Raw genomic sequence first — 24,831 nt, forward strand, 5'->3', positions numbered from 1 at the left:
AGAAGCTGCGCTTCGCCATCCGTGAAGGCGGCCGCACCGTCGGTGCCGGCATCGTCGTCACCATCAAAGAGTAATCGAGCCCGGCATCGCCGGATCGAAACGGATAGGGGCGGCCCTCGGGCCGCCCTTTTTCGTTGGCCAGATGTGCCTGTTTGGGGTCCCAATCTCTGTTGCAAGTCTGTGAGCCTCTACAGTATAGATTGGGTTGAGGGCTTGGTCGGATGGTTCCACAGCACCGTTTGCATAGTCGGCCATGGTTGGCACTGGGGCTGATCTGCCTGGTGTCGATGCTTGCCGTGGGCAGCGCCGCCTTCGCGGCCGAGACAAAAAATTCAGAGCCGGATCCGGATCCGCCGATGCGGTTCGTCGTCGTGCGTAGCGACGCGGCGGGCTGTGAGCCGACCTGTCCGGAATGGATATCGGCCGAGGGTGCGATATCGGCCAAGTCGCCGGCGCTGCTCAAGGCTGCCCTGAAAACGCTCGGCGGCCGCAAATTGCCGATCGTCATCAACTCTCCGGGCGGCGATGTCGATGCGGCCATCGCCATGGGCCGGATGATACGCAAGAACAAGCTCGACATCGCGGTCGGCAGGACGTGGTTCGTCGGCTGCGAGCCGGGGATGAAAAACTGCAAGGAGAACGACGCCAGAGGCGCGCACTATATCGGCAGCCCCTATGTGCTCGGCAGCTATTGCGCGTCCGCTTGTCCAATGATGCTGGCCGGCGGCACCAGGCGCCTGGTCGGGCCGCTGGCCTATCTCGGCGTCCACCAGATCACGACCACGATCGTGCAGATGAACGTGCAATATCAGGTCCGCTACCGGATCGTGAAAGGCAAGAAGCGGGTCATCAGCAAGAAGGTCGTCAGCCGCAAGAACACCGGCAGCTACAAGACCTACGAGATGAGCAAGGGGGTGGAGCGCAAGCTGTCCGCCTATTTCAAGGAGATGGGTGTCGACCTCAGCATCATCGAGACGATGAAGAGCACGCCGGCCAGCGACATCCAGCAGATCGACCTCAGCGACATGCTGACAATGAAGCTGGTCACCAGCGACGACGCTGCAGATTTGCTGACCAGCGCAAGCCTGTGCAGGCTGAACCTTCCGGCTCCGAATTGCCGGGAGATACCGGAGAACAAGCCAGCCGGCGGCCTGCCGGACGTGGCAAAGGCTGCGCCGCTGCCGGTGAAGCCGGAGAGCGCGCCGCACGATGACGGCATGCGCTTTGTCGTGGTTCGCGGCAGCAACCCGCTCTGCAATCCCGACTGCCCGGAATGGATTGCAGCGCAAGGCGCGATTACGCCCCAGACGCCGCAGAAACTCAGCCAATTGCTCGCCACGCTTGGCAACCGGCGGTTGCCGGTGGTGATCAGCTCGCGAGGCGGCGACCTCTCCGGCGCCCTGGCGGCGGGCCGGATCATCCATGAAAAGAAGCTCGACGTTGCCGTTGCCCGCACCGATTTCGTCGGCTGCGACCCGGCAGAGTGGAATTGCCTGGCCAGGGAAGGCGCCTATGCCGGGCTGAGCGTCGATGGCGACGGCGACTGCGATTCGGCCTGCGCGCTCATGCTGGCCGGTGGCGCCAGGCGGCTTGTCGGTACCCAGGCGCGGCTCAGCCTCTATCTGATGGGGCAGAAGCAGGCGGTCAAGTCCTACCTCGACGAGATGGCGATCAGCCCCGCTTTGTTCAGGGCGCTCCAGGGCAGTTCGGTCGAGCGCCAGCTCGAACCCGACATGATGCTGAAGGTTGGCCTGACGACCGGGCGCCAGTCGGTGGATGCGCTGACGGGTTCCAGCATCTGCAAGTCGGCGCCGAAACCTGAGAATTGCCGCGTGGTGCCGTCGTCCAATGGCTGATCGCGCCTATCGTCATGGAAGAGAAGCCTTGCTTCGCCTTCCGTCAAGGCGGCCGCACCGTCGTGCCGGCGTCGTCATCACCATCGAGAAATAGTCGAGCCGGTGTCAGCCGGATCGACCAGGAGAGGGCGGTCTTTGGGGCTGCCTTTTTGTTTCCGGCGTTGCGCGGCACAAGTATTGCACGGTTGGTCAAAGCTATTGCAAGCACCGTCGCCGCAACTATTATGGATTGCATTGAGGGGTTTGCCGGGCGTGGTTTGGGGACACCGTTCAGACAATGCTGCAAGGTGGCGGCGCGGGCTGGTTCGGCTGGCGACGGTGGCCGCGATGGCGATGGCTGCCTTCGCCGCGAAGGCCGAGGATGCCGCCCCCGGGACATGGCAGACATTGCTCCCTCTGCAGGGAGTGCTCTATCCGACCGATCCGACGATATGGACCGACGATCGCTCGGAGATGCAGTTTGTCGTCACGCGCAGCAGCGCACCGGGCTGCGAGCCCAATTGTCCGGAATGGATCTCCGCCGAAGGCGACATCGCAGCCGGCACGCCAGCCCTGCTCAAGCGGACCTTGAAGAAGCTCGGCAGCCGCAAACTGCCGATTGTCGTCAATTCCTTTGGCGGCAACGTCAATGCAGCGCTCGAACTTGGCCGGATAATCCGCAAGAACAAGCTCGATATCGCCGTAGGCAAGACCGAGTTTTCCGACTGTTGGCCCGGGACGGATGGTTGTGGTTTTAGTTACGGCAAAGGTTCCGCCTATCTCGGCCGGGCGTCTGATGGCGCCAGCTGCAACTCCGCCTGTCCGCTGATGTTTGCCGGTGGCGTCCGCCGCGTGGCCGGCGGCTGGAACTATCTGGGTGTTCACCAGATCACGACCACCTGGTTCCCCTCCACCACGCACTACCGGACCACCTATCGCGTCAAACGGGGAAAAAAATATCGGGTCACCACGCAAACCGTCACTCCGGGTGAAAGCTACAAGACCTATGAGATGAGTAAAGGGTACGCGAGAAAGATCTCGGCCTATCTCCGAGAGATGGGTATCGGGCAGGGCGTGCTGGACTTGATGAAGGCGACGCCGGCGAGCGACATCAGGCAGATCAGCCTCCACGATATGCTGACGATGAAACTGGCGACCAGCACGGACACTCTTGAGCTGTTTACCAGAGCAAGTCTGTGCATGTTCGACCCGCCGGCTCCGAATTGCCGGGAGATACCGGCAAACAAGCCAGCCGGCGTGCAAACGGTTGTTGCCAAGCCGGCCGTGGTGGCTGCGATCAAGGCAAAGACCGGCCCCCCACTTTCTCAGGCGGCCAAGGCTCCAGCTCCCAAGCCGTTGCAGGCAGCGCCAGGGAATTCGACGCCAGATATGCGCTTCGTTGTCGTTCGCGGCAGAGACTCGCTCTGCAATCCCGATTGCCCGGAATGGATCTCGGCGGAAGGCGCGATGACGCCTCAGACCCCGCAAAAGTTGCGCCAGTTGCTCGACACCCTTGGCAACCGGCGGCTGCCGGTGGTGATCAGCTCACAGGGGGGCAGCCTGTTCAGCGCTCTGGCCGCGGGAAGGCTTATCCATGAACGGAAGCTCGACGTCGCCGTCGCTCGCACCACTATCGTCGGCTGCGACCCGCCCGAGGCAGGCTGCTTGGCCGATAACGGTGCCTATGTCGGGCTGATTAGCGATTTTGGAGTGGAGTGCGATTCGGCCTGCGCGCTCATGCTTGCCGCCGGCGCCAAAAGGCTGGTCGATCCCAAGGCGAGGCTCAGCATGTCCTCGAGGGGACAGACGCAGTTGGTTAAAGCCTACCTGGAGGAGATGGAGATGGACCCAGCTCTGTTCGCCGCGATAGGCTCGGTCGAGCGTCAGCTCGAGCCCGACATGATGCTCAAAGTCGGGCTGACAACCGGGCCGGAGTCGGTGGAGGCGCTAACTGGCCCCGCTATTTGCAAAACCTCACCCAAGCCCGACAACTGTTTGCTTCCGCCGACAGCCAAGGCCGGGTCGCCCGCCAAACTGTAGGCATCGCAGAAACTGGCCATCGAGGCAGGTTGAGCCATGCCCGATTTCTCCGCTATCGTCGTGGCAGGCGTCGCCCGGGGGAGGATCGAGAATGAGCCAGGATATTCCGACACTCTACGAATGGGCCGGCGGCATCGAAGCCCTCAATCGGCTGACGGAAACCTTTTACGACAAGGTGTCCCGCGACCCGGTGGTCGGCCCGGTGTTCAAACACATGTCGCCGGATCATCCCGCGCATGTCGCGGCCTTTATCGGCGAGGTTTTTGGCGGGCCGAAGACCTACAGCGAGAAATTTGGCGGTCACCGCGAGATGGTCATGCATCATCTCGGCAAGCATTTGACGGAGGAACAGCGCCGCCGCTGGATCAGCCTGCTTGCCGATGCCGCCGATGCGGTCGGGTTGCCGGACGATCCCGAATTCCGCTCCGCCTTCATCGGCTATGTCGAATGGGGATCGCGGCTGGCCAAGATGAACTCTGCCCTCGGCGAGACTTGCGACCCCGAAACCGAACCGATGCCGGCCTGGGGCTGGGGCGTGCCGGGCGGGCCGTACAAGCCGCCGGCCGGGGGCTGAGCGCCGGCATGCGGCTTCAGGCAGGCGAAAAATCGAGATCGGCAGGGACGGGCTGGTCATCACCTATCCGGATTTCCGGCAAAGGATCTGAAAGCGCGTCAGACAACTCTTTACAGCGCGCCCGGAAGCTTTTAGGAAGCGCCTGCGCTGAAACGCGCGTACGGGCATAGCTCAGTTGGTAGAGCGGCGGTCTCCAAAACCGCAGGTCGTAGGTTCGAGCCCTGCTGCCCGTGCCATTTTCCTCGTTGGAATCCGGCATTTTAGAAACGCCTTGTTTTGGCTCCTCGTTTGGTTGGGCTGAAGCCGCGTACTCGACGAGCCCATCCGACGTTCCAAAGGCATGCGCAGAGCGAGAGCGCTGATGCGCAATGCCGAAGTCGGCGCATTTCCACGAACCGATTTCCTTGATTCAACTGCCATTGGCGAGCCAATTGCCATTTGCGTTCACAATTCAGAATAGGCCTATTTTGCTGCCGCCGACTGCTTTTCAGCGGCTGCGAATTATTGGAAGCGGGATGCTGGCCTGGCTTCTGAAATTTTCTGAACAGGGCTCTTGAACCCGTTTTCGGCCCTTCCTAATTCGTCTCCCGCCAAGGCCGATTGGCTTGGCAAAAGGCGGCGCTGCTGGGCGGCGCCCTTGTACCCATGTTGCTTCAAGGAGGATGTGGCTATGAAAGCCTTTGACTCTCTCTATCGGACCACCGTCGGTTTCGACCGGCTTTTCGACATGCTCGACAGCGGCACGCGTCCGGACTGGCCGCCCNCTGGCCGCCCTATAACATCGAGAAGGTCGACGAGAACGATTACCGTATCTCGATGGCCATCGCAGGCTTCAGCCAGGATGAGGTTGAGCTGACCCAGCATGGACCCGAACTGGTCGTGGTAGGCCAGAAGGTTGATGACCAGAGCGGACGCCAGCTGCTGCACCAGGGCATCGCCTACCGCAGTTTCAGGCAGACGTTCAAGCTTGCCGACCACATGAAGATCAAGGCAGCAAACCTTGAGAAGGGTCTCCTGACCATCGACATCGTCCGTGAGATTCCCGAAGAGCTGAAGCCGCGCCGCATCAGCATCGGGGCCGGCGACGCTCAGGTGGGCGGCAAGCAGATCGCCCAGGATACGGAACGCACCCGCAAAGCGGCCTGATCGTATCGATTCAGTTATCCCTGCGGTCCGCCTCCCGGCTTCGGCCGGGAGGCCCAGATTGCGGAGAATGGAGATGGACAACTTCTACGAGACACCGACACTTTCTGCGGCACGCTCGGGCAAAATTGAAACTTCTTTGTGCCTGCTCGACAATCCAGACGACGTCATCAACCATCCACGCCTCAGCCGTGGAGAAAAGCGGGCACTGCTTTCCTCGTGGGCGTCCGATGCCTGCGCGGTGGAAAACCAGCCTGCCTTGCGCCGCCTGGACAACGGCACGGTAATCCCTGTCGACCAGATTCTGAGGGCGTTGAAGGCTCTCGATGAGAAACCCACGCTGGGGAAAGAGACTTCAGGCCGAGTGCTGCCTTGGCGACCCTCCTCGCGCCGCAGCGCTCTCAAGGCTTGGCGGCGTCGTGGCCGTTCTTTCGGCCCCGACGATGACGACGACCCGCCCCCGTGCCCGGCAGTGATCGCGCCGCGCCCACGCCCACCATGCGGAATCGGCGCAGTGGCCGGGGTCGAACTCGCCTGTGCCTGAACTAACCCTGGGTTGATCCAGCTGCCTCGCCATGGGCAGCTGGATCCCAATCTTGCGTGCGCTTCATTTGGTTTCCAAAACAGCAGGTCGCAGGTTCGACCTCAACGCCATTTCCTCGAACTTGTAATCGCGTGCCTGATTTCCGGATGCACCTCCGGAATTGGGGTCTGGCATTGAAAAAGGGCAGGTGGCTTGCCATATTGGGCGAACTGAGGCATAAGGCCCCGATAGCCGGGACGGGACGACTGGATGGTTCCGAGGCGGCGTTTGGTCATAAAGCGGACACTTGCCACTTGCGTGGATCAAGAATCGGTTTTATGTAGACACAACAGACACGCGACGCGTGGAGCTGGGAAGCCGGCTTTACGCGTCCGATTTGCATGGGCGAAATGGCGCTGATTCGGCGCCGAGTTGAACCCAGGCGGCACGTCCCGGCCAGCGGGATCATCCAGGAGACCCGGCCAACGGGTCTTGAAGACAGAGCGGCATATGGCTTCGAAAACCACAAATCCTTTCGTCTTTCTCCAGCAGGTTCGCGCGGAAACTGCCAAGGTGACTTGGCCGTCGCGCCGGGAGACGATGATCTCGACGGTGATGGTGCTCGTATTCGCGGTCATCGCGATGATCTTTTTCTTCACCGCCGACGTGGCCATGGGCTACGCGATCGAGCGGTTACTGAGCCTCGGCCATTAAGTCCGGCGATTACGGAGAAGTCTTGAAATGACCGCGCGCTGGTACATCGTCCACGCCTATTCGAACTTCGAAAAGAAGGTCGCCGAGGACATTGAGAACAAGGCCAAGCAGAAGGGCCTGTCCGCCGATATCGAGCAGATCGTGGTGCCGACCGAGAAGGTCGTCGAAATCCGCCGCGGCCGCAAGGTCGATGCCGAGCGCAAGTTCTTTCCGGGCTATGTGCTGCTCAAGGCCAATCTGACCGATGCGGTGTTCTCGCTGGTCAAGAACACGCCGAAGGTCACCGGCTTCCTCGGTGACTCCAAGCCGGTGCCGATCACCGAAGCCGAGGCGCAGCGCATCCTGAACCAGGTTCAGGAAGGCGTCGAGCGGCCGAAGCCCTCGGTCACTTTCGAGATCGGCGAGGCGATCCGCGTTTCGGATGGTCCGTTCGCCTCGTTCAACGGTTTCGTCCAGGAAGTGGACGAGGAGCGGGCGCGGCTCAAGGTGGAAGTTTCGATCTTCGGGCGCGCCGTGCCGGTCGATCTGGAATTCGGACAGGTCGAAAAGGGCTGATCCGAAAACCCTGCGCCGGTTCGCCGGCAAGGGGAGGCGGCGCGGAAAGCGCGCGGCCATGAACGGGTGGGAGGCGAATGCGGCTTTAGCCGGCCGCGCGGACCGCACCACCAGACTGCAACCGCCGGTGTTCCCGATACTGGGGCCGGCATGAGATAAAGGCAGGAAAGAGATGGCTAAGAAAATTGCAGGCCAGCTCAAGCTCCAGGTCAAAGCGGGATCGGCTACGCCGTCTCCGCCGATCGGCCCGGCACTTGGTCAGCGCGGCATCAACATCATGGAATTCTGCAAGGCGTTCAACGCGCAGACCCAGGAAATGGAAAAGGGATCGCCGATCCCGGTCGTCATCACCTATTACCAGGACAAGTCCTTCACCTTCGTCATGAAGACGCCGCCGGTGAGCTACTTCCTGAAAAAGGCGGCGAACTTGACGTCAGGTTCGAAAGAGCCGGGCAAGATCAAGGCCGGCACGATCGGTCGCGACAAGGTGCGCGCCATCGCCGAACAGAAGATGAAGGATCTGAACGCAAACGACGTCGAGGCGGCCATGCGCATGGTCGAGGGCTCCGCCCGCTCGATGGGTCTGGAAGTGGTGGGCTGAGATCATGGCAAAGATTGCAAAGCGTGTATCGAAGTCCCGCGACGGCATCGACCCCAACAAGGCCTATGCCCTTGGTGAGGCGCTGAAGCTGCTCAAGGACCGTTCGACGGTGAAGTTCGACGAGACCATCGAAGTTGCGATGAACCTCGGCGTCGACCCGCGCCATGCCGACCAGATGGTCCGCGGCGTGGTCAACCTGCCGAACGGCACCGGCCGCTCTGTCCGCGTCGCCGTGTTCGCACGTGGCGGCAAGGCCGATGAGGCTCGCGCCGCCGGCGCCGACATCGTCGGTGCCGAGGATCTGGTCGACATCGTCCAGAAGGGCACGATCGACTTCGATCGCTGCATCGCCACGCCGGACATGATGCCGCTGGTCGGCCGTCTGGGCAAGGTGCTGGGCCCGCGCGGCATGATGCCGAACCCGAAGGTCGGCACCGTCACCACCGACGTCGCCGCCGCCGTCAAGGCATCGAAGGGCGGCGCTGTCGAGTTCCGCGTCGAGAAGGCCGGCATCGTTCATGCCGGCGTCGGCAAGGTCTCGTTCGACGTCAAGGCGCTGGAAGAAAACGTCCGCGCCTTCGCCGATGCCGTGACCAAGGCAAAGCCGGCTGGCGCCAAGGGCAACTACGTCAAGAAGGTGTCGGTCACCTCGACGATGGGCCCGGGCCTCAAGCTCGACGTCTCGACGCTCGCAGCGTCTTGATACGAACATCTGGATCGGCTGCCAAGGCGCTGATCCGCAAGTGAATTCCGGGCCTCCGACTTGTCGGCGGCCCGGTACCGGAAGTCGAGAGGCTTCCGGACATCCTGTCCGAGATTGCAGGCGGCCCAGAAGCCTTAATTGAATTGGGCCTGCATGAGACGGGTGAAAACCGGACAACGGAGCGACAAGCTCCAATGAAAGGTTCGAACCGTGTTTGCCTTTTGTCTGCGCATCTCCGGCTTGCCGTCGATGTGGCGAAAGGGGGCAGGATCCTCGAGCGTCGTTCGGGAGATCTGTAATGGATGGCCCGGCCGGCAAAAAGGCAACCCGACGCCTGTCCCACTAGCGGGGCAGGGGTCAACTGGAGATAGGCAGTGGACAGAGCGGAAAAACGCGAACTCGTCACGGGCCTGAATGGTGCTTTTGCAGGCGCTGGTTCAGTCGTCGTGGCCCACTACGCCGGTATCACCGTCGCGCAAATGAACGACCTTCGGTCGAAAATGCGCGCTGCCGGTGGCACCGTCAAAGTCGCGAAGAACCGTCTCGCCAAAATCGCTCTTCAGGGCACGGACTCCGCATCGATCATCGACCTGTTCAAGGGACAGACGCTGATCGCTTATTCGGAGGATCCGATTGCGGCGCCGAAGGTCGCGTCCGATTTCGCCAAGGGAAATGACAAGTTGGTCATTCTCGGCGGCGCAATGGGCACCACCTCGCTCAACGCCGACGGTGTGAAGGCACTCGCCACACTTCCGTCGCTCGATGAGCTGCGCGCCAGGCTGGTTGGCATGATCGCCACGCCGGCAACCCGGATCGCCCAGATCGTCAATGCGCCAGCGGCTTCGGTCGCGCGCGTCATCGGCGCTTACGCCCGGAAGGACGAGGCGGCATGAGGCCGTTCCTCGCTATCACAAACACACGTTCGAACCTGATGAAGGAATACAACAATGGCTGATCTGGCAAAGATCGTAGACGACCTTTCGAAGCTGACCGTCCTCGAGGCGGCCGAGTTGTCGAAGCTTCTGGAAGAAAAGTGGGGCGTTTCGGCTGCTGCTCCGGTGGCGGTCGCCGCTGCCGGCGGCGCTGCCGCTGCTGCTGCTCCGGCTGAGGAAAAGACGGAATTCGACGTCGTCCTCACCGAGGCAGGCGCTCAGAAGATCAACGTCATCAAGGAAGTCCGCGCCATCACCGGCCTGGGCCTCAAGGAAGCCAAGGATCTGGTCGAAGCAGCTCCGAAGCCGGTCAAGGAAGCCGTTTCCAAGGCTGACGCTGAGAAGTTCAAGGCCCAGCTGGAAGCAGCCGGCGCCAAGGTCGACCTGAAGTAAGCGTAAAAGCGGCGGGCGGCCTCGCGCCGTCCGCCACTCCCTTCATCAGAGGGGAGGATGCGTAGCGCGAGATGTACGAGAACCTCTTTCCTGAGGGCCGAAACCGGCCTTCAGGAAACGGGTTTTCTCCCGTTTTAGCCGTCGCCGCCAGGCGGCGGGAAACAGATCAGGGGCCGCCGCCGAGGTGGCCGCGCATGCAAGGTGAGCCGCGGCGAGGCTCGCCCCGAGTTTATAGCTAAGGAGCGACGATGGCCCAGACCCAGACTTTCAATGGCCGCAGACGCGTACGCAAGTTCTTCGGAAAGATTCCGGAAGTTGCGGAGATGCCGAACCTGATCGAGGTTCAAAAAGCATCCTATGACCAGTTCCTGATGGTGGCGGAGCCCAAGGGTGGGCGTCCGGACGAGGGACTGCAGGCCGTTTTCAAGTCGGTTTTCCCGATCTCAGATTTCTCCGGCTCCTCGATGCTGGAGTTCGTGAAGTACGAGTTCGAAGGACCGAAATTCGACGTTGACGAATGCCGTCAACGCGACCTGACCTATGCCGCGCCACTCAAGGTGACGCTGCGCCTCATCGTGTTCGATATCGACGAGGATACCGGCGCAAAGTCGATCAAGGACATCAAGGAGCAGGACGTCTATATGGGCGACATGCCGCTCATGACGCTCAACGGCACCTTCATCGTCAATGGCACGGAGCGCGTCATCGTCTCGCAGATGCACCGTTCGCCGGGCGTATTCTTCGACCATGACAAGGGCAAGTCGCACTCCTCGGGCAAGCTTTTGTTTGCGGCGCGCGTCATTCCCTATCGCGGTTCGTGGCTCGACATCGAGTTCGATTCCAAGGACGTCGTGCACGCCCGTATCGACCGCCGCCGCAAGATTCCGGTGACGTCGCTCTTGATGGCGCTCGGCATGGACGGCGAAGAAATCCTGTCGACCTTCTACAACAAGATCACCTACAAGCGCGCCGGCGACCACTGGCGCATCCCGTTCAACGTCGAGCGTTTCCGCGGCCTGAAGGCCGTTGGCGACCTCGTCGATGCCGACACCGGCGAAGTTGTCGTCGAGGCCGGCAAGAAGATCACCGCCCGCCAGGCAAGGGCGCTTGGCGAAAAGGGTCTGAAGGCGATCAAGGCGACCGACGAGGATCTGCTCGGCAACTACCTGGCCGAGGACATCGTCAACTACGGCACCGGCGAGATTTTCCTCGAAGCCGGCGACGAGATCGACGAAAAGACGCTGAAGGTGCTGCTCGGCACGGGCGAAAGCGAGATCAAGGTTCTCGACATCGACCACGTCAATGTCGGCGCCTACATCCGCAATACGCTCAACGTCGACAAGAACGAGAGCCGCCAGGACGCACTGTTCGACATCTACCGTGTCATGCGCCCGGGCGAGCCGCCGACGCTTGAAACCGCCGAAGCCATGTTCAACTCGCTGTTCTTCGACTCGGAGCGCTACGACCTGTCGGCCGTCGGCCGCGTCAAGATGAACATGCGCCTCGAGCTCAAGGCTGAGGATACCGTGCGCGTGCTGCGCAAGGACGACATCCTGGCCGTGGTCAAGACGCTGGTCGAGCTGCGCGACGGCAAGGGCGAGATCGACGACATCGACAATCTCGGCAACCGCCGCGTGCGTTCTGTCGGCGAGCTGATGGAGAACCAATACCGCGTCGGCCTGCTGCGCATGGAGCGCGCGATCAAGGAACGTATGTCCTCGATCGAGATCGATACGGTGATGCCGCAGGACCTGATCAACGCCAAGCCGGCGGCTGCCGCCGTGCGCGAGTTCTTCGGTTCCTCGCAGCTGTCGCAGTTCATGGATCAGACCAACCCGCTGTCGGAGATCACCCACAAGCGCCGCCTGTCGGCACTTGGCCCGGGCGGTCTGACCCGCGAGCGCGCCGGCTTCGAAGTGCGCGACGTGCACCCGACGCATTACGGCCGCATCTGCCCGATCGAGACGCCGGAAGGCCCGAACATCGGTCTGATCAACTCGCTGGCGACCTTCGCGCGCGTCAACAAGTACGGCTTCATCGAAAGCCCGTACCGCAAGATCGTCAACGGCAAGCTGACCAATGAGGTCGTCTATCTCTCCGCTATGGAAGAGTCCAAGCACCACGTTGCGCAGGCCAATGCCGAGCTCGACAAGAATGGTGGTTTCGTCGACGAATTCGTCATTTGCCGCAGCGCCGGCGAAGTGATGATGGCGCCGCGCGAAAACGTCGATCTGATGGACGTGTCGCCCAAGCAGATGGTGTCCGTGGCTGCGGCGCTGATCCCGTTCCTCGAGAACGACGACGCCAACCGCGCGCTGATGGGCTCCAACATGCAGCGTCAGGCCGTGCCGCTGGTGCGCGCCGAAGCGCCGTTCGTAGGCACCGGCATGGAGCCGATCGTTGCCCGTGACTCGGGCGCCGCCATCGGCGCCCGCCGCGGCGGCATCGTCGACCAGGTGGACGCGACGCGTATCGTCATCCGCGCCACGGAAGATCTCGATCCCGGCAAGTCGGGCGTCGACATCTACCGGCTGATGAAGTTCCAGCGTTCGAACCAGAACACCTGCATCAACCAGCGTCCGCTGGTGCGCATGGGCGACCGCGTCAACAAAGGCGACATCATCGCCGACGGTCCGTCGACCGAGCTCGGCGATCTGGCGCTCGGCCGCAACGTGCTGGTCGCGTTCATGCCGTGGAACGGCTACAACTACGAGGACTCGATCCTGCTCTCCGAGCGCATCGTGGCCGACGACGTCTTCACCTCGATCCACATCGAGGAGTTCGAGGTCATGGCCCGCGACACCAAGCTTGGACCGGAGGAAATCACGCGTGACATTCCAAACGTTTCGGAAGAAGCGCTGAAGAACCTCGACGAAGCCGGCATCGTCTATATTGGCGCGGAAGTGCAGCCGGGCGACATCCTGGTCGGCAAGATCACGCCGAAGGGCGAAAGCCCGATGACGCCGGAAGAAAAGCTCCTGCGCGCCATCTTCGGCGAAAAGGCGTCCGACGTTCGCGACACCTCGATGCGCATGCCTCCGGGCACCTTCGGCACAGTCGTCGAAGTGCGCGTCTTCAACCGCCACGGCGTCGAGAAGGACGAGCGCGCCATGGCGATCGAACGCGAGGAGATCGAACGCCTCGCCAAGGACCGCGACGACGAGCAGGCGATCCTCGACCGCAACGTCTATTCGCGGCTTTCCGACGTTCTTGTCGGCAAGGAAGCGATTGCCGGGCCGAAGGGCTTCAAGAAGGGCTCGAAGCTGTCGAAGGATACGCTGGACGAGTATCCGCGTTCGCAGTGGTGGCAGTTTGCAGTGGAGAACGAAAAGCTCCAGAGCGAACTGGAAGCCCTGCGTGGCCAGTACGACGATTCCAAGAAGGCGCTCGAGCAGCGCTTCATGGACAAGGTCCAGAAGGTGCAGCGCGGCGACGAAATGCCTCCGGGCGTCATGAAGATGGTCAAGGTCTTCGTGGCCGTGAAGCGCAAGATGCAGCCGGGCGACAAGATGGCGGGACGTCACGGCAACAAGGGTGTCGTCTCGCGGATCGTTCCGGTCGAGGACATGCCTTTCCTCGAGGACGGCACGCATGCCGATATCGTGCTCAACCCGCTGGGTGTGCCGAGCCGCATGAATGTCGGCCAGATCCTGGAAACGCATCTGGGCTGGGCATGCGCGGGCATGGGCAAGAAGATCGGCGAGCTGATCGACGCGTACAAGACGGCTGGAGACATCAAGCCGTTGCGCAAGACGCTCGAGAGCTTCATCCCAGCCAACGACCGCAACGAGCCGGTCCGCGAATATGACGACGAGAGCATCGTTCGCCTCAGCGAGCAGATGCGCCGCGGCGTCTCTATCGCGACACCGGTGTTCGACGGCGCGCATGAAGTCGACATCAACATCATGCTGGAGCAGGCGGGCCTGCACACCAGCGGTCAGTCGCAGCTCTATGACGGACGCACCGGCGAGCCGTTCGATCGCAAGGTGACGATGGGCTATATCTATATGCTCAAGCTTCACCACCTGGTGGACGACAAGATCCACGCGCGTTCGATCGGTCCGTACTCGCTCGTTACCCAGCAGCCGCTGGGCGGCAAGGCGCAGTTCGGTGGCCAGCGCTTCGGCGAAATGGAGGTCTGGGCGCTGGAAGCCTATGGCGCCGCCTACACGCTGCAGGAAATGCTGACGGTGAAGTCGGACGATGTCGCCGGCCGCACCAAGGTCTACGAGGCGATCGTGCGCGGCGACGACACGTTCGAGGCCGGCATTCCCGAGAGCTTCAACGTGCTCGTCAAGGAAATGCGGTCTCTCGGCCTCAATGTCGAGCTGGAGAATACCAAGCTCGACGACAACCCTGTCCGGCTGCCAGATGCTGCCGAATAGGGGCGCGGCCGAGTAAGCAAGACATCCGGTCGCGGAACGCCGCGACCGGATGCAACAAATTCTACGGCCAGTGGGCCGACCACTCAGCGGGCATTTGGCCCGCGTTAGATGCAAGGGGTTTTCGAGGACCCCGAAAAGGAGAACGGCATGAACCAAGAGGTCATGAATCTCTTCAATCCGCAGGCGCCGGCGCAGGTGTTCGATTCCATCCGGATATCGCTCGCCAGCCCTGAGAAGATTCTGTCCTGGTCGTTCGGCGAGATCAAGAAGCCGGAGACCATCAACTACCGCACCTTCAAGCCGGAGCGTGACGGTCTGTTCTGCGCGCGCATTTTTGGCCCGATCAAGGACTATGAATGCCTGTGCGGCAAGTACAAGCGCATGAAGTACAAGGGCGTCATCTGCGAAAAGTGCGGCGTCGAAGTCACGCTGTCGCGCGTTCGCCGCGAGCGCATGGGCCACATCGAGCTGGCGGCACCTGTCGCTCACATCTGGTTCCTGAAGTCGCTGCCGTCGCGCATCGGCACGCTGCTCGACATGACGCTGAAGGACATCGAGCGCGTCCTCTACTTCGAGAACTACATCGTCACCGAGCCTGGCCTAACCGCGCTGAAGGAGCACCAGCTGCTCAGCGAGGAAGAGTACATGATCGCCGTCGACGAATATGGCGAGGATTCGTTCACCGCCATGATCGGTGCCGAGGCCATTCATGACCTTCTGGCCGGCATGGACCTGGAGAAGATCGCCGGCGACCTGCGTTCGGAACTGGCTTCGACCACGTCCGAGCTGAAGCAGAAGAAGTATCTGAAGCGACTCAAGGTCGTCGAGAACTTCATGGAGTCCGGCAACCGTCCGGAATGGATGATCATGAAGGTGGTTCCGGTGATCCCGCCGGACCTGCGCCCGCTGGTTCCTCTGGATGGTGGACGTTTCGCGACGTCCGACCTGAACGATCTCTATCGCCGCGTCATCAACCGCAACAACCGCCTGAAGCGGCTGATCGAGCTGCGCGCGCCCGGCATCATTGTGCGCAATGAAAAGCGCATGCTGCAGGAAGCCGTCGATGCGCTGTTCGACAACGGCCGTCGCGGCCGCGTCATCACCGGCGCCAACAAGCGTCCGCTGAAGTCGCTGTCCGACATGTTGAAGGGCAAGCAGGGCCGGTTCCGCCAGAACCTGCTCGGCAAGCGCGTCGACTATTCGGGCCGTTCGGTCATCGTCACCGGTCCGGAGCTCAAGCTGCACCAGTGCGGCCTGCCGAAGAAGATGGCGCTCGAACTGTTCAAGCCGTTCATCTACGCCCGCCTCGACGCCAAGGGGTTCTCCTCGACCGTCAAGCAGGCCAAGAAGCTGGTCGAGAAGGAGCGTCCGGAAGTCTGGGATATCCTCGACGAGGTCATCCGCGAGCATCCGGTGCTCTTGAACCGTGCACCGACGCTGCACCGCCTCGGCATCCAGGCGTTCGAGCCGATCCTGATCGAAGGCAAGGCGATCCAGCTGCATCCGCTGGTCTGCACGGCCTTCAACGCCGACTTCGACGGCGACCAGATGGCCGTTCACGTGCCGCTCTCGTTGGAAGCGCAGCTTGAAGCCCGCGTGCTGATGATGTCGACCAACAACATCCTGCACCCGGCTTCCGGCGCGCCGATCATCGTGCCTTCGCAGGACATGGTCCTGGGTCTCTACTATCTCTCGATCGTCAATCAGAACGAGCCGGGCGAAGGCATGGTGTTTGCCGACATGGGCGAACTCCAGCACGCGCTCGAGACCAAGGCGGTGACGCTGCACTCCAAGATCAAGGGTCGTTTCCGCACGGTCGACGCCGAAGGCAAGGTCGTGTCGAAAATCTACGACACCACGCCTGGCCGCATGATCATCGGCGAGCTGCTGCCGAAGAACGTCAATGTGCCTTACGAGACGGCCAACCAGGAGATGACCAAAAAGAACATCTCCAAGATGATCGACACCGTCTACCGCCACTGCGGTCAGAAGGAGACGGTCATTTTCTGCGACCGCATCATGGCCCTCGGCTTCAGCCACGCCTGCCGCGCCGGCATTTCGTTCGGCAAGGACGACATGCTGATCCCGGACGCCAAGATCAAGCTGGTTTCCGACACCGAAGCTTTGGCCAAGGAATACGAGCAGCAGTACAATGACGGCCTGATCACGCAGGGCGAGAAGTACAACAAGGTCGTCGACGCCTGGGCCAAGTGCTCGGAAAAGGTCGCCGACGAGATGATGGCCCGCATCAAGGCCGTCGAGTTCGAGGACAGTGGCCGTCAAAAGCCGATGAACTCGATCTACATGATGTCGCATTCGGGTGCGCGTGGTTCGCCCACCCAGATGCGTCAGCTCGCCGGCATGCGCGGCCTGATGGCAAAGCCCTCGGGTGAAATCATCGAGACGCCGATCATCTCGAACTTCAAGGAAGGCCTGACCGTGCTCGAGTACTTCAACTCGACCCACGGCGCCCGCAAGGGTCTGGCCGACACCGCTTTGAAGACGGCGAACTCGGGCTACCTCACCCGTCGTCTGGTCGACGTGGCGCAGGACTGCATCGTCAACTCCGTGGATTGCGGCACCGACAAGGGCCTCACCATGCAGCCGATCGTCGATGCCGGTCAGGTCGTCGCTTCGGTCGGCCAGCGCGTGCTGGGCCGCACCTCGCTCGACGACATCACGCATCCGGTTTCGGGCGAAGTTCTGGTCAAGGCCGGAACGCTGATGGACGAACGTGACGTGGAAAAGATCGAAAAGGCCGGCGTGCAGTCGGTCCGCATTCGCTCGGCACTGACCTGCGAGGTCAGGATCGGCGTCTGTGCGGTCTGCTACGGACGCGATCTTGCCCGCGGCACCCCGGTCAACCAGGGCGAAGCCGTCGGCGTCATCGCGGCGCAGTCGATCGGCGAGCCGGGGACCCAGCTCACCATGCGTACCTTCCACATGGGCGGTACGGCGCAGGTGGTGGACAGCTCGTTCCTTGAAGCCTCGTATGAGGGCAAGGTCGAGATCCGCAACCGCAACGTGGTGCGCAACTCGGACGGCCAGCAGATGGTCATGGGCCGCAACATGGCGGTGCTGATCCTCGACGAAGCCGGCAAGGAGCGTGCCTCGCATCGCCTTACCTATGGTTCGCGCATCTTCGTGGACGATGGCGACAAGGTGAAGCGCGGCCAGCGTATCGCCGAATGGGATCCCTATACCCGCCCCGTCCTCACCGAAATCGAGGGCAAGGTGTCGTACGAGGATCTGGTCGACGGCATTTCCGTTCAGGAAACGGCCGACGAATCGACCGGCATCACCAAGCGCGAGGTTATCGACTGGCGCTCGACGCCACGCGGCAACGACCTCAAGCCGGCGATCGCCATCCTTGACCCGAAGGGCAAGGTCGGCAAGCTGTCGAAGGGCGGCGACGCCCGCTTCCTGCTCTCGGTCGAGGCCATTCTTTCGGTCGAGCCGGGTTCGCAGGTTCGTCCCGGCGACGTTTTGGCGCGTATCCCGATGGAAAGCGCCAAGACCAAGGACATCACCGGCGGTCTGCCGCGTGTTGCCGAACTGTTCGAGGCACGTCGTCCGAAGGATCACGCCATCATCGCCGAGATCGATGGCACGATCCGCTTCGGCCGCGACTACAAGAACAAGCGCCGCATCATCATCGAGCCGCATGACTCGACGCTTGAGCCGGTCGAATACCTGATCCCGAAGGGCAAGCCGTTCCATCTCCAGGACGGCGACGTCATCGAGAAGGGCGACTACATCCTCGACGGCAATCCGGCGCCGCACGACATCCTGGCGATCAAGGGCGTGGAAGCACTTGCTTCCTACCTCGTGAACGAAATCCAGGAAGTCTACCGTCTGCAGGGCGTGTCGATCAATGACAAGCACATCGAGGTGATCGTTCGCCAGATGCTGCAGAAGGTCGAGATCACGGTGCAGGGCGACTCGACCTACATTCCGGGCGACCACGTCGACGTGATCGAACTGGAAGAGGTCAACGAGCGCCTGGTCGAGGACGGCAAGAAGCCGGCCGAAGGCCAGCCGGTGCTGCTGGGCATCACCAAGGCCTCGCTGCAGACGCCGTCCTTCATCTCGGCCGCCTCCTTCCAGGAGACGACCAGGGTGCTGACCGAAGCTGCGGTTGCCGGCAAGACCGACATGCTGCAGGGCCTGAAGGAAAACGTCATCGTCGGCCGGCTGATCCCGGCCGGTACCGGCGGCACGATGAGCCAGATCCGGCGCATCGCCACCTCGCGCGACGAACTGATCATCGACGAACGCCGCAAGGCCTCCGGTGTCGAGGTCGCCGAGCCGATGCTGACCGACATGGTCAACGCCGCGCAGTAAGCGCGGTAGGACGAGAAGAAGGAAGGGGGCCCCAGTGGCCCCTTTTCGCGTTTTGACCCCCAATCGAATCGAGGAAAACATGAGCAAGAAGGTTTGGACTGACGTCGACGACTACATCGTTTCCTCTCTCTTCGAGGCAGATCCCATCCTCGAAGCGGTGCTTGCGGCCAACCGCGACCAGGGCCTGCCGGCCATCGACGTATCGCCGGCGCAGGGCAAGCTGCTGTCGCTGCTGGTCCGCATCAGCGGCGCCAGGAAGGTGCTGGAGATCGGCACGCTTGGCGGCTACTCGACCATCTGGATGGCAAGGGGATTGCCCGTCGGCGGCAAGATCGTGACGCTCGAACTCGAGCCGCATCATGCAAAAGTCGCGCACTCGAATCTCGAGCGGGCAGGGGTGCCGGACAAGGTCGAGCTCAGGATCGGCCCCGCGCTTCAGTCGCTTGAGACGCTGGCTGCCGAAAATGCCGGTCCGTTCGATCTGATCTTCATCGACGCGGACAAGCCGAACAACCCGAATTATCTGTCATGGGCCATGCGCCTGTCGCGGCCGGGGACGGTCATCATCTGCGACAACGTCATCCGCGACGGCACCGTGCTCAACGACGATGGCCGTGACGCGTATGTCGAAGGCGCACGCGGTGCGTTTTCCTTCATCGGCGGCGACAAGCGCCTGGACGGCACCGCCATCCAGACCGTCGGCGCCAAAGGCTATGACGGGTTTGCGATTGCGATCGTCGAGTAAGGCTGCATGATGAGTGTCCGGACTGCGGTCCGGCAGAACTCATCGCTCAATCGAAGAACGCTTCCACCACATTGCGCTTGCCGAGCATGAAGGCGTCGGCCACGTGCTGCAGGGGTGCCAAATCGACATCGGAGACGCCGGCGCGTACGATTTCAGCGAAGCGCCGGTAAAGCTGGGGATATTCGGCTTCCGGCTCGTCGTGAACCACCTTTCCGTCGATGGCGAGCCTGGTGCCGCCGCCCGACAACACCATCTTGCCCTTGTCGGTGTCGGCCAGGATGTCCCAGCTCTGTGGTCCAGTCTGCAGCCAGTCGAGCTCCATGGTCACCGGCAATCCGTCGGAGGTGCGGAAGGTCACGTGGGCCGCCACCGGCGAGGCGCGGTTTTCCGGAAAGTCGAGGACGGCCGAGGTGATGAACATCGCCGGCAGGATGTGGGTTGCGATCGACAGTGCGTTGATGCCGGGATCGAAGACGCCGAAACCGCCGGCCGCCCAGATCCAGTCCTGGTTTGGGTGCCAGCGGCGGACGTCTTCCTTCCAGACGATAGCAGCCGAGTTGACCCTGGCCGACGCCAGGAAGGCGCGCGCGGCCTCCACTGCCGGCGCGTAGCGCGAATGCCAGCTGGCGAACAGTGAGACGCCGTTGGCTGCCGCCAGCCGCTTCAGGTCCTCGACCTCGCTGACGGTGGCGCCCGGCGGCTTCTCCAGGAAAACGTGCTTCTTCGCCATCAGCGCCGTGCGTGCCGCGTCGTAGCGGAACTGCGGCGGCATGCACAGCGAGACGGCCTCGAGGTCGGGCACCGCGTCGATCATCGCCTCGATGGTCGGTAAATTCGGGATGCCGTCCACCTTGCCGTGCCGGCTGGCGGCGGCGATTAGGCGGTAGTCCGCATCCTTGGCCACTGCCGGCAGATGCTGGTCGCGCACGATCTTGCCGACGCCGACGATGCCGAGCTTGATGGGACCATTGTTCGAGGGCATGGGAACTCCGCGGATTCGAATTTGGCTGGTTAAGTCGCTCGGTTCTTAGCAGAGAACCGGTGCCGGGCAAGCCGGCGCGGTGACAGGCGCAAGCAGCCGGCCACGCTCAGAGCGGAACCTCGAACGTAACGATCGACACTTCGCCTTCGAGCGCACCCTGAAAGGCTGACAGATGCGGCTCCTCGTCGGGTTCGCCGTCCATATCGCCGATCTGGTCGAGCTCGACCTCGGCATAGCCTTCGGCCGCAAGCGATTCGAGCACCCGGCGCACGGCCGAATCGTCGTCGGGCGCGACCAGCATCACATGGACGCCTTCCGGCTTGCCGCCCTTCTTTTTCCAGACCCGGCCGGTGACGATGGTGACCGGGCGTTCCTCATTGTCGTTCACGGGCTGATTCCTCTTGAGACGGGGGCGGGCGAGGGGTTTTGGGCTGTCCATGGCGCCTTTTGCCATGAAGAACCCGCGCATGACAGCCAAAAGCCGGTCACTTTCTTGTCTGCCCCGGTCACTTTCTTCCTCTGCCTTGTAAAACGAAGAAAGAAAATTACATGCGTTTTTCGCATGGCTGCCAAGCCGTCGTCAGCGCGCAATATTTGGCGTGCCGGGGTTGACGGTTCACGGTCTTGCGAGTAGAAGCCGCCCAGTCAGAACCGATGTGAGGCTCTCCCTTCCGAAGCGACACGCTTTGGAGTTTGCCTCAAACAGGGTTCGTTTTACGAGCGAAAAGACATTTCCGGCGCGCATGAAGCGGTTCCCGCTTCCTCTGCATTTTGTTCGGGCAGGACCGCGAGGCGCGGTTTATGGCCCGAATTTGCGTATGGAATTGGCGCTTTGAGCGGCCCTGACCGGGCGAGACACGGAATTGAGAGACAAGAGGGTTTAATGCCTACCGTCAACCAGCTGATCCGCAAGCCGCGCATTGCGCCGGTGAAGCGCAACAAGGTCCCGGCCATGCAGCAGAACCCGCAGAAGCGGGGCGTCTGCACGCGCGTCTATACAACGACGCCGAAGAAGCCGAACTCGGCACTGCGCAAGGTGGCCAAGATCCGCCTGACCAACGGCTTTGAAGTGATCGGCTACATCCCCGGCGAAGGCCACAACCTTCAGGAACACTCCGTGGTCATGATCCGCGGCGGCCGCGTCAAGGATCTTCCGGGCGTGCGCTACCACATCATCCGCGGCGTGCTCGACACGCAGGGCGTGAAGAACCGCAAGCAGCGCCGTTCGAAGTACGGCGCCAAGCGTCCGAAGTAAGGGGCGTCCGAAGTAAGATTTTCCGGCCCTGGCGCTGCTTGAATGCGTCGGGCTACGAGATTGAGAGACAAAAGCCATGTCGCGTCGTCACAGTGCAGAAAAGCGTGAGATCAATCCGGACCCGAAGTTCGGCGATCTGATCGTCACCAAGTTCATGAACGCCGTTATGTATGACGGCAAGAAGTCGGTTGCCGAGACCATCGTCTACGGTGCGCTCGACCAGGTTCAGTCGAAGACCAAGCAGGAGCCGGTCACCGTCTTCCATCAGGCTCTCGACAATGTCGCGCCGCATGTGGAAGTCCGGTCGCGCCGCGTCGGCGGCGCTACCTACCAGGTTCCGGTCGATGTGCGCCCCGAGCGCCGCCAGGCCCTGGCGATCCGCTGGCTGATCGCCGCGGCCCGCAACCGCAACGAGACCACCATGGTCGACCGCCTCTCCGGCGAGCTGATGGACGCAGCCAACAACCGCGGCACCGCCGTGAAGAAGCGTGAAGACACCCACAAGATGGCTGAAGCCAACCGCGCTTTCGCACACTACCGCTGGTAAAGCGCGAACGAGACTGAGAAGGCATCCAAGATGGCCCGCGAATATAAAATCGAAGACTACCGCAATTTCGGTATCATGGCGCATATTGACGCCGGCAAGACGACGACCACCGAGCGCGTCCTCTATTACACGGGCAAGTCGCACAAGATCGGCGAAGTCCACGACGGCGCTGCCACCATGGATTGGATGGAGCAGGAGCAGGAACGCGGCATCACGATCACGTCCGCCGCCACCACGACCTTCTGGAAGGGTCGCAGCGGCAAGATGTACCGCTTCAACATCATCGACACTCCCGGACACGTCGACTTCACCATCGAAGTCGAGCGTTCGCTGCGCGTGCTCGACGGCGCCATTGCGCTGCTCGATGCCAATGCCGGTGTCGAGCCGCAGACGGAAACCGTCTGGCGCCAGGCCGACAAGTATAAAGTTCCGCGCATGATCTTCTGCAACAAGATGGATAAGATCGGCGCCGACTTCTACCGCTCGGTCGAGATGATCGGCTCGCGTCTTGGTGCGCATGCCGTCGTCATGCAACTGCCGATCGGCGCTGAGACCGAGTTCAAGGGTGTCGTCGATCTCGTCGAGATGAACGCGCTGGTCTGGCGCGACGAGACGCTGGGCGCTGCCTGGGACGTCGTCGAGATCCCGGCCGACCTGCAGGCTCGCGCCGAAGAATACCGCGAGAAGATGATCGAAGCCGCTGTCGAAATGGACGAGACGGCACTCGAGAATTACCTCGAAGGCAAGATGCCGTCGAATGACGAGATCCGCGCGCTGATCCGCAAGGGCACCATCGCGGTCAAGTTCTACCCGATGTTCTGTGGCTCGGCCTTCAAGAACAAGGGCGTGCAGCCGCTGCTCGACGCCGTCGTCGAATACCTGCCGTCGCCGGCCGATGTTCCCGCCATCAAGGGCGTCGACGCCAAGACCGACGCCGAGATCGAGCGTCATGCCGACGACAACGAGCCGCTGTCGATGCTGGCCTTCAAGATCATGAACGACCCGTTCGTCGGCTCACTGACCTTTGCCCGCATCTATTCGGGCAAGCTGACCAAGGGCATCTCGGTCGACAACACCGTCAAGGGCAAGAAAGAGCGCATCGGCCGCATGCTGCAGATGCATGCGAATTCGCGCGCCGACGTCGAAGAAGCCTTTGCCGGCGACATCGTTGCTCTGGCCGGCCTCAAGGACACGACCACCGGCGATACGCTCAGCGATCCGCTGCACCCGGTCATCCTCGAGCGCATGGAATTCCCCGATCCGGTCATCCAGATCGCCATCGAGCCGAAGACCAAGAATGACCAGGAAAAGATGGGCCTCGCCCTTCACCGCCTGGCCGCCGAGGATCCGTCCTTCCGCGTCAAGACCGACGAGGAAAGCGGCCAGACCATCATTTCGGGCATGGGCGAACTTCACCTCGACATCATCGTCGACCGCATGCGCCGCGAGTTCAAGGTCGAGGCCAATGTCGGCGCGCCGCAGGTGGCTTACCGCGAGACCATCACCCGCAGGCACGAGCAGGACTACACCCACAAGAAGCAGACCGGCGGTACCGGTCAGTTCGCTCGCGTCAAGATCGTGTTCGAACCGAACCCGGAAAGCTCGGAGTTCGAGTTCGAGACCAAGATCGTCGGCGGTGCGGTTCCCAAGGAATACATCCCGGGTGTCGAAAAGGGCATCAACAGCGTCATGTCGTCGGGTCCGTTCGCGGGCTTCCCGATGATCGGCGTCAAGGCGACGCTTATCGACGGCGCTTACCACGATGTGGACTCCAGCGTCCTGGCGTTCGAAATCGCCGGCCGCGCCTGCTTCCGTGAAGCCGCACCCAAGCTTGGCGTGCAGCTGCTCGAGCCGATCATGAAGGTCGAAGTCGTGACCCCGGAAGACTACGTCGGCAGCGTCATCGGCGACCTGAACGGCCGTCGTGGCCAGATCCAGGGCCAGGAAGCTCGCGGCGTGGCTGTCGTCATCAACGCGATGGTGCCGCTGGCCAACATGTTCAAGTACGTCGACAACCTGCGCTCGATGAGCCAGGGCCGCGCGGCCTACACGATGCAGTTCGATCACTATGAGCCTGTGCCGACCGCGGTCGCCCAGGAAGTCCAGAAGAAATACGCGTAACCTGAACGGGTTGCATCGGTAACTTAATTCAAGGCCCGTACGGGCGAGCAGATTGGAGACATCACATGGCAAAAGGTAAATTCGAGCGTAACAAGCCTCATGTGAACATTGGCACGATTGGCCACGTCGATCATGGCAAGACGTCGCTGACGGCGGCGATCACGAAGTATTTTGGCGAATACAAGCGCTACGACCAGANCCAGATCGATGCGGCGCCCGAAGAGAAGGCCCGCGGCATCACGATTTCGACGGCGCACGTCGAATACGAGACGGCTGCGCGCCACTACGCCCATGTCGACTGCCCCGGCCACGCCGACTATGTGAAGAACATGATCACGGGCGCTGCGCAGATGGACGGCGCGATCCTGGTCGTGTCGGCCGCCGACGGCCCGATGCCGCAGACCCGCGAGCACATCCTGCTTGCCCGTCAGGTCGGCGT

The 24,831-nt window shown here is 62.0% G+C and carries 19 protein-coding genes, 1 tRNA gene and 2 pseudogenes; 20 read left to right on the top strand and 2 right to left on the bottom strand.

From position 1 onward, the window contains the following. The 16 genes and pseudogenes from X771_RS1000000168515 to X771_RS136340 form a co-directional block, all read left to right on the top strand. Positions 1 to 74 (top strand): annotated as a pseudogene (locus tag X771_RS1000000168515) (elongation factor Tu); the annotation flags it as partial. A gap of 282 nt (positions 75 to 356) precedes the next feature. Continuing rightward, positions 357 to 1,856: a hypothetical protein gene (locus X771_RS136400; RefSeq protein WP_348625480.1), complete on the top strand. Its 1,500-nt coding sequence runs from the start codon at positions 357 to 359 to the stop codon at positions 1,854 to 1,856. Positions 1,857 to 2,183: 327 nt separating this feature from the next. Further along, positions 2,184 to 3,875: a hypothetical protein gene (locus tag X771_RS136395; RefSeq protein ID WP_348625481.1), complete on the top strand. Its 1,692-nt coding sequence runs from the start codon at positions 2,184 to 2,186 to the stop codon at positions 3,873 to 3,875. Positions 3,876 to 3,966: 91 nt separating this feature from the next. Then, positions 3,967 to 4,449: a group II truncated hemoglobin gene (locus X771_RS136390; RefSeq protein ID WP_023690566.1), complete on the top strand. Its 483-nt coding sequence runs from the start codon at positions 3,967 to 3,969 to the stop codon at positions 4,447 to 4,449. Between the two features lie 160 nt (positions 4,450 to 4,609). Continuing rightward, positions 4,610 to 4,685, top strand: a tRNA-Trp gene (locus X771_RS136385). Between the two features lie 434 nt (positions 4,686 to 5,119). Beyond that, positions 5,120 to 5,595 (top strand): annotated as a pseudogene (locus X771_RS01000000165600) (Hsp20 family protein). A 73-nt stretch (positions 5,596 to 5,668) separates the two neighbouring features. Beyond that, positions 5,669 to 6,136 (top strand): hypothetical protein, encoded by a 468-nt coding sequence (locus X771_RS1000000168520; protein WP_156033763.1) that lies wholly within the window; start codon positions 5,669 to 5,671, stop codon positions 6,134 to 6,136. 489 nt (positions 6,137 to 6,625) lie between these two features. Continuing rightward, positions 6,626 to 6,829: a preprotein translocase subunit SecE gene (gene secE, locus X771_RS136380; protein ID WP_023667439.1), complete on the top strand. Its 204-nt coding sequence runs from the start codon at positions 6,626 to 6,628 to the stop codon at positions 6,827 to 6,829. A gap of 27 nt (positions 6,830 to 6,856) precedes the next feature. Beyond that, the gene (gene nusG / locus X771_RS136375) at positions 6,857 to 7,384 is read left to right on the top strand and encodes a transcription termination/antitermination protein NusG (RefSeq protein WP_006333333.1); all 528 of its coding nucleotides are present in this window, start codon (positions 6,857 to 6,859) and stop codon (positions 7,382 to 7,384) included. Positions 7,385 to 7,556: 172 nt separating this feature from the next. Further along, positions 7,557 to 7,985 (top strand): 50S ribosomal protein L11, encoded by a 429-nt coding sequence (gene rplK / locus X771_RS136370; RefSeq protein ID WP_006333334.1) that lies wholly within the window; start codon positions 7,557 to 7,559, stop codon positions 7,983 to 7,985. 4 nt (positions 7,986 to 7,989) lie between these two features. After that, positions 7,990 to 8,688 carry a 50S ribosomal protein L1 gene (gene rplA, locus X771_RS136365; protein ID WP_023667438.1) on the top strand — a complete coding sequence of 233 codons (699 nt, stop codon included), beginning with the start codon at positions 7,990 to 7,992 and terminating at the stop codon, positions 8,686 to 8,688. A 374-nt stretch (positions 8,689 to 9,062) separates the two neighbouring features. Next, entirely contained in the window at positions 9,063 to 9,581 is a 519-nt protein-coding gene (gene rplJ / locus X771_RS136360; protein WP_023667437.1) for a 50S ribosomal protein L10, read from the top strand. A 54-nt stretch (positions 9,582 to 9,635) separates the two neighbouring features. Continuing rightward, positions 9,636 to 10,013 (top strand): 50S ribosomal protein L7/L12, encoded by a 378-nt coding sequence (rplL, locus tag X771_RS136355; protein WP_023667436.1) that lies wholly within the window; start codon positions 9,636 to 9,638, stop codon positions 10,011 to 10,013. Positions 10,014 to 10,261: 248 nt separating this feature from the next. Further along, complete coding sequence (rpoB, locus tag X771_RS136350) at positions 10,262 to 14,398, top strand: DNA-directed RNA polymerase subunit beta (RefSeq protein ID WP_023690567.1); 4,137 nt, start codon at positions 10,262 to 10,264, stop codon at positions 14,396 to 14,398. A gap of 147 nt (positions 14,399 to 14,545) precedes the next feature. Beyond that, positions 14,546 to 18,742 carry a DNA-directed RNA polymerase subunit beta' gene (gene rpoC / locus X771_RS136345; RefSeq protein WP_023667434.1) on the top strand — a complete coding sequence of 1,399 codons (4,197 nt, stop codon included), beginning with the start codon at positions 14,546 to 14,548 and terminating at the stop codon, positions 18,740 to 18,742. 79 nt (positions 18,743 to 18,821) lie between these two features. Further along, positions 18,822 to 19,487 (top strand): O-methyltransferase, encoded by a 666-nt coding sequence (locus X771_RS136340; protein ID WP_023667433.1) that lies wholly within the window; start codon positions 18,822 to 18,824, stop codon positions 19,485 to 19,487. 46 nt (positions 19,488 to 19,533) lie between these two features. Here the strand turns inward: X771_RS136340 and X771_RS136335 are convergent, their stop codons facing one another. Together X771_RS136335 and X771_RS136330 are read right to left on the bottom strand one after the other, a co-directional pair. Next, positions 19,534 to 20,469 carry a Gfo/Idh/MocA family oxidoreductase gene (locus X771_RS136335; protein WP_023690568.1) on the bottom strand — a complete coding sequence of 312 codons (936 nt, stop codon included), beginning with the start codon at positions 20,467 to 20,469 and terminating at the stop codon, positions 19,534 to 19,536. 106 nt (positions 20,470 to 20,575) lie between these two features. Continuing rightward, the gene (locus X771_RS136330) at positions 20,576 to 20,857 is read right to left on the bottom strand and encodes a hypothetical protein (RefSeq protein WP_023686022.1); all 282 of its coding nucleotides are present in this window, start codon (positions 20,855 to 20,857) and stop codon (positions 20,576 to 20,578) included. A 495-nt stretch (positions 20,858 to 21,352) separates the two neighbouring features. Between X771_RS136330 and rpsL the strand changes: the two genes are divergently transcribed. From rpsL to X771_RS00600, 4 genes are all read left to right on the top strand, one after another. Beyond that, positions 21,353 to 21,724, top strand: coding sequence for a 30S ribosomal protein S12 (rpsL, locus tag X771_RS136325; RefSeq protein ID WP_006333356.1), 372 nt, complete (start codon positions 21,353 to 21,355; stop codon positions 21,722 to 21,724). Between the two features lie 76 nt (positions 21,725 to 21,800). Continuing rightward, positions 21,801 to 22,271 (top strand): 30S ribosomal protein S7, encoded by a 471-nt coding sequence (rpsG, locus tag X771_RS136320; RefSeq protein WP_008875664.1) that lies wholly within the window; start codon positions 21,801 to 21,803, stop codon positions 22,269 to 22,271. 30 nt (positions 22,272 to 22,301) lie between these two features. Beyond that, positions 22,302 to 24,392, top strand: coding sequence for an elongation factor G (fusA, locus tag X771_RS136315; protein WP_023667430.1), 2,091 nt, complete (start codon positions 22,302 to 22,304; stop codon positions 24,390 to 24,392). A gap of 65 nt (positions 24,393 to 24,457) precedes the next feature. Further along, positions 24,458 to 24,831, top strand: a 374-nt coding sequence (locus tag X771_RS00600; protein WP_023690569.1) for a GTP-binding protein, incomplete at its 3' end; no start/stop codon positions are given.

The sequence above is a fragment of the Mesorhizobium sp. LSJC269B00 genome, from assembly GCF_000502815.1.
In the GTDB taxonomy this organism is placed as follows: domain Bacteria; phylum Pseudomonadota; class Alphaproteobacteria; order Rhizobiales; family Rhizobiaceae; genus Mesorhizobium.